4 protein-coding genes are annotated in these 4,519 nt (G+C 58.9%); 1 reads left to right on the top strand and 3 read right to left on the bottom strand.

Features of this window, described 5'->3' with window-relative positions:
• Positions 1-84: 84 nt before the first annotated feature.
• Positions 85-1,047 (top strand): integron integrase, encoded by a 963-nt coding sequence (locus G113_RS19270; RefSeq protein ID WP_005910460.1) that lies wholly within the window; start codon positions 85-87, stop codon positions 1,045-1,047.
• An 881-nt stretch (positions 1,048-1,928) separates the two neighbouring features.
• Here the strand turns inward: G113_RS19270 and trpA are convergent.
• From trpA to trpF, 3 genes are all read right to left on the bottom strand, one after another.
• Positions 1,929-2,735 carry a tryptophan synthase subunit alpha gene (gene trpA, locus G113_RS19280; protein WP_005910464.1) on the bottom strand — a complete coding sequence of 269 codons (807 nt, stop codon included), beginning with the start codon at positions 2,733-2,735 and terminating at the stop codon, positions 1,929-1,931.
• The gene (gene trpB, locus G113_RS19285; RefSeq protein ID WP_005910466.1) at positions 2,732-3,940 is read right to left on the bottom strand and encodes a tryptophan synthase subunit beta; all 1,209 of its coding nucleotides are present in this window, start codon (positions 3,938-3,940) and stop codon (positions 2,732-2,734) included. Before trpB ends, trpA begins: the two co-directional genes overlap by 4 nt.
• A gap of 173 nt (positions 3,941-4,113) precedes the next feature.
• A partial coding sequence (gene trpF, locus G113_RS19290; protein WP_005910468.1) for a phosphoribosylanthranilate isomerase occupies positions 4,114-4,519 on the bottom strand: 406 nt, incomplete at its 5' end.

Consider the following 4,519-nt stretch of genomic DNA (forward strand, 5'->3'; position numbering starts at 1 on the left):
CCCTAATACTTCAATGTATTCGCTTGACCTCCTCTTTTTACTCTACCATTACTACTGTATAAAAAAACAGTTATGGAGCCAGCTATGGAGAGCACCACCAAACCCCGTCTGCGTGAACAGGTCAGGACAGTGATGCGTTTGCATCATTACAGCATCCGTACTGAAAAGTCCTACTGGTACTGGATCCGCAATTTCATACGTTTTAATCAACTGCGACACCCGCAAGAACTCGGTGCCATTGAGGTCAATGCTTTTCTCACTTGGCTTGCCGCCGAACGAAAGGTCGCCGCCGCAACTCAGAATCTGGCACTCAATGCACTGGTTTTCCTGTATACCAAGGTGTTGCGACAACCCCTTGGTCAGATCGGCGAGATTGTGCGCGCGAAACGCTCGGTTAGGATCCCTTGTGTGCTGACTCATGAAGAGGCAACTGCGCTGATCGCACAGTTAGGTCAACCGCATCAATTGCTGGCGTCGCTGATGTACGGCGCGGGATTACGTGTCGTTGAGGCTACGCGTTTACGTATCAAGGATGTGGATTTTGACAAGAAAATCATCACCATTCATGACGGTAAAGGAGCTAAAGATCGTACAACGCTCTTACCAGTCCCCTTGATCGCACCACTACTGGAGCGCAGAGCACGCATGTTTAATGCCTGGAAACAGCAGGACAGCTTCTATCACCCCCCTGTCAGCCTGCCATTTGCGTTACGACGCAAGTACCCTAACGCCGGGCATTCGTTTGAGTGGCAGTGGCTATTCCCATCGACCGGACTTTGTACAAATGAGGACGGACAGATCGTCCGCCACCATCTTCACGTTAGCGCAATACAGAAAGCGGTCAGACAGGCCGTCAGGCAATCCAACCTGAACAAACCCGCTAGCTGCCATACCTTTCGCCACAGTTTTGCCACCGAGCTTCTACGTCGTGGCAGTGATATCCGGACAGTACAAACGCTACTTGGGCATTCCGATGCGCGTACAACGCAGATATATACACATGTGCTGGGTCAGGTATTTGCGGGTGTGGTCAGCCCGCTTGGATGAAAGTTCTGCTGTTTGATGTGAGCGTATTACCATCGTGCATCCATGTTACCCGCGTCCAGCACTGTCTGAATATGTGCTTCTGATTGGCAATCAGAAAATGGCCTCCCACTGTGAGGAACCGTGTGCGGGGGTTCGCTTGTCAGTTTCTGCAGGCAAGGCTACCGCCCCTGAGTTCCAGCCCCCAGTTCGCTGCTTTCACCCGCGAGATTGCAACCATCGCTGCCATGACGCTCTCCCCAGAGGTTGATTGTCGTTTGGCTATCATAAGGGGCCTGATTGAGGCATGGGAAGAGGCAGTTGATAAAAATCTGAACCGGTTCAATCAATTAGCGGGAAACCGCTGCTTTGAATAGGTTGTTGGGTTAGCAGAAGTGCGAAAACGCCCCTCACCCCAACCCTCTCTCGGAGGGAGAGGGAGCATATCTGTGGTTAGACGGAAGCTGAGGACTGGCACGGTTTTGATCCCCCTCTTATTCGCTGAGGCGAGGCCTCTTGTCCAGGCCGCGAGGCAGGATGCCGAGCGAGCGGCGTTGGGCCATGGACGGCCCATTGGCGCGTGCCGTTGGACAAGAGGGGGAGCCGAAGGTACCCGACGTCAGTCGGGCGAATAAGCGGGGGAGAAGACCTTTGGTGACTTTGGGTCTTTCCAAAGTCACTCGCCCCAGCCCGAAGGGCGGGCGAAACCCCGTCGAGGGCAGAGCCCCCGCCTCCTACGTGGCTAAGCCGCGCCACCAGATCAACTCCGCGATCGTCTGATTACGCTTCGCTAATCAGACCTATAGAGAAGCCAACCCCTGACGCCGGATAATAAAAGGGAGCCCAAGTGGGCTCCCTTTATGCTGGCTGGTCAGGGCCAACGGCATATGACCCTATACCTGCCCCTATTTGTTGGTCGCCGCCTTCATCCCTTGCACAAACTCCTTCAGGCGAATGAGCATGCGGTCGGGATCCTGCTGGTGGGTCTCGATGATCTTGACCACGGCGGAGCCGGAGATGGCGCCAGCGGCGCCCGCCTTGATGGCCTCCTTCACCTGCTGGGGATCGCTGATGCCAAAGCCGAGCAGGGCGGGGGGGGCCTTGAACTCGTTGAGGGTGTTGATCAATCCCTCCACCGGCATGCCCGCCTTGGTCTCGGCACCGGTGACGCCTGCGCGGCTCACCAGATAGGTGTAGCCACTGCCAAGTTCGGCCACGGCTTTGAGGGTCTCGGCGTCACCGTTGGGCGGCGCGATGAAGATGCTGTCGATGCCGAACTTGTCGGCCGCCGCCTTGTAGGGGGCGCACATCTGCACCGGCACGTCCGCCACCAGCACCGAATCGACGCCAGCCTGCTGGCATTTTTGATAAAAGCCGTCGATGTGGCGCACATAGACCAGGTTGGCGTAGACCAAGAGGCCAATGGGCATCTGGGGGTACTTGGCCCGGATGCGGGTCAGCAGCTGGAAGCAGCCATCCGGGGTGGTGCCGCTGGCAAAGGCGCGCAGGGCGGCGCCCTGAATGGTGGGGCCGTCGGCCACAGGATCAGAGAAGGGAATGCCGAGCTCCAGGGCATCGGCGCCCCCCTCGACCAGGGCATCGACGACGGCCAAGGAGAGTTCAGGGGTGGGATCCCCCAGCATCACGAAGGGGACGAAGGCGCCTTGCTTGGCTTGTTCCAGGCGGGAGAAGAGTTGTGCGTAGCGGTTCATTTGCGGCTTCCTTCTTTGTCAAAGCTCTCGGTTTCCAAAATATCGGCCACGGTGAAGATGTCCTTGTCGCCACGGCCCGAGAGGTTGACGATCAGCACCTGCTCCTTCTCTGGTTCGCTGCGCGCCATCTTGAGGGCGTGTGCCAGGGCGTGGGAGGATTCCAGCGCCGGAATGATGCCTTCGCTTCTGGCCAGCTCCTGGAATGCATCCAGTGCTTCTTTGTCGGTGATGGAGACATATTCGGCGCGGCCGATGGCTGCCAGATGGGCGTGCTGGGGGCCGACGGAGGGGAAGTCGAGCCCCGCCGAGACGGAGTAGGACTCCTGAATTTGCCCCTGCTTGTCCTGCATCAGGTAGGAGTGCATGCCAAAGAAGACCCCTTTGCTGCCGTGACCGAGCGGCGCGCCATGCTCGCCAGATTCGATGCCATGACCGCCGGGCTCGACGCCGATGAGGCGCACCCCCTCTTCGGGGATGAAATCGGCGAAGATGCCGATGGCGTTGGAGCCGCCGCCGACGCAGGCGATCACCGCGTCCGGCAGTCGCTCCTCTTTCTCGAAGCACTGCACCTTGGCCTCTTCCCCGATCATCTTCTGGAACTCCCGCACTATGGTCGGGAAGGGGTGGGGGCCGGCGGCAGTACCGAGCAGATAGTGGGCGGTCTCGTAGTTGGCTGCCCAGTCACGCAGCGCCTCGTTGCAGGCATCCTTGAGGGTGCTGGAACCTGAATGCACCGGTATCACCTCGGCGCCCATCAACTTCATGCGAAACACGTTCGGTTTCTGGCGCTCGCAATCCTTGGCACCCATGTAAACCCGGCACTTGAGGCCGAGCAGGGCGCAGGCCAGGGCAGTGGCGACCCCGTGCTGACCGGCGCCTGTCTCGGCGATGATCTCGTTCTTGCCCATGCGTTTGGCTAGCAGGGCCTGGCCCAGCACCTGGTTGGTCTTGTGGGCGCCGCCGTGCAGCAAGTCTTCGCGCTTGAGGTAGAGGCGGGTCTTGGTGCCACGGGTCAGATTGCGAACCAGGGTGAGCGGCGTGGGGCGGCCGGCATATTCGGTGAGGAGCTCCTGGAACTCCTTCACGAAAGCGGCATCCTCCCTGGCATCCACGAAGGCTTTCTCCAGCTGGAGCAGCGCGGGCATCAGGATCTGGGGTACATACATACCGCCAAATTCACCAAAAAACGGATTGAGCAGGGTCATGGTTATCTTCCTATATATTCTGCAATTTAGATCAGCGATGAGCCGTGGCGGGCTGAAGCATATGACTGAGGCGCATACATATCAGCAACGAAATTCACCAAAAAACGGATTGAGCAGAGTCATGGTCTATTCCTTGTCCTATTCATAAAATGCGAATCGATAGCGGCGAGAGCTCAGAGCTGCCTGAGGGCGGCAAAGGCGGCCTCAAGCTTGCTGGCATCTTTCCGGCCGGGGGCGCTTTCGACCCCGGAGTTGAAATCAAGGCCCAGGCAACCGACCTGGGCTGCGCTCAGGGCATTGTCCGGGTTGAGCCCACCGGCCAGCATCAGGCGGGACTTGTCTAGCCCGTCGAGCACTGTCCAGTCGAAGGCCTGGCCGGTGCCACCGCTCTGGCTGCCGACTGCCGTTTTCACGACGGTATCGAGCAGCAGGCGATCGGCCGGATAATCCAGGTTGGGCAGCGGCTCCCCACTTGCCTTATCGAGAGTGATGCCGACCGCCTTCCAGATCTGGCACTGGCCTGGCAGCCGGGCACGCAGGGCCTCGATAAAGGCGGCGTCTTCGTCCCCGTGCAGCTGC

This window comes from Aeromonas molluscorum 848 (genome assembly GCF_000388115.1).
Taxonomy (GTDB): domain Bacteria; phylum Pseudomonadota; class Gammaproteobacteria; order Enterobacterales; family Aeromonadaceae; genus Aeromonas; species Aeromonas molluscorum.

Excerpts from the sequence above, each read along its gene's own strand:
- G113_RS19270 (WP_005910460.1), top strand. The coding sequence starts at position 85 with ATGGAGAGCACCACCAAACCCCGTCTGCGTGAACAGGTCAGGACAGTG.
- trpA (WP_005910464.1), bottom strand. The coding sequence starts at position 2,735 with ATGAACCGCTACGCACAACTCTTCTCCCGCCTGGAACAAGCCAAGCAA.
- trpB (WP_005910466.1), bottom strand. The coding sequence starts at position 3,940 with ATGACCCTGCTCAATCCGTTTTTTGGTGAATTTGGCGGTATGTATGTA.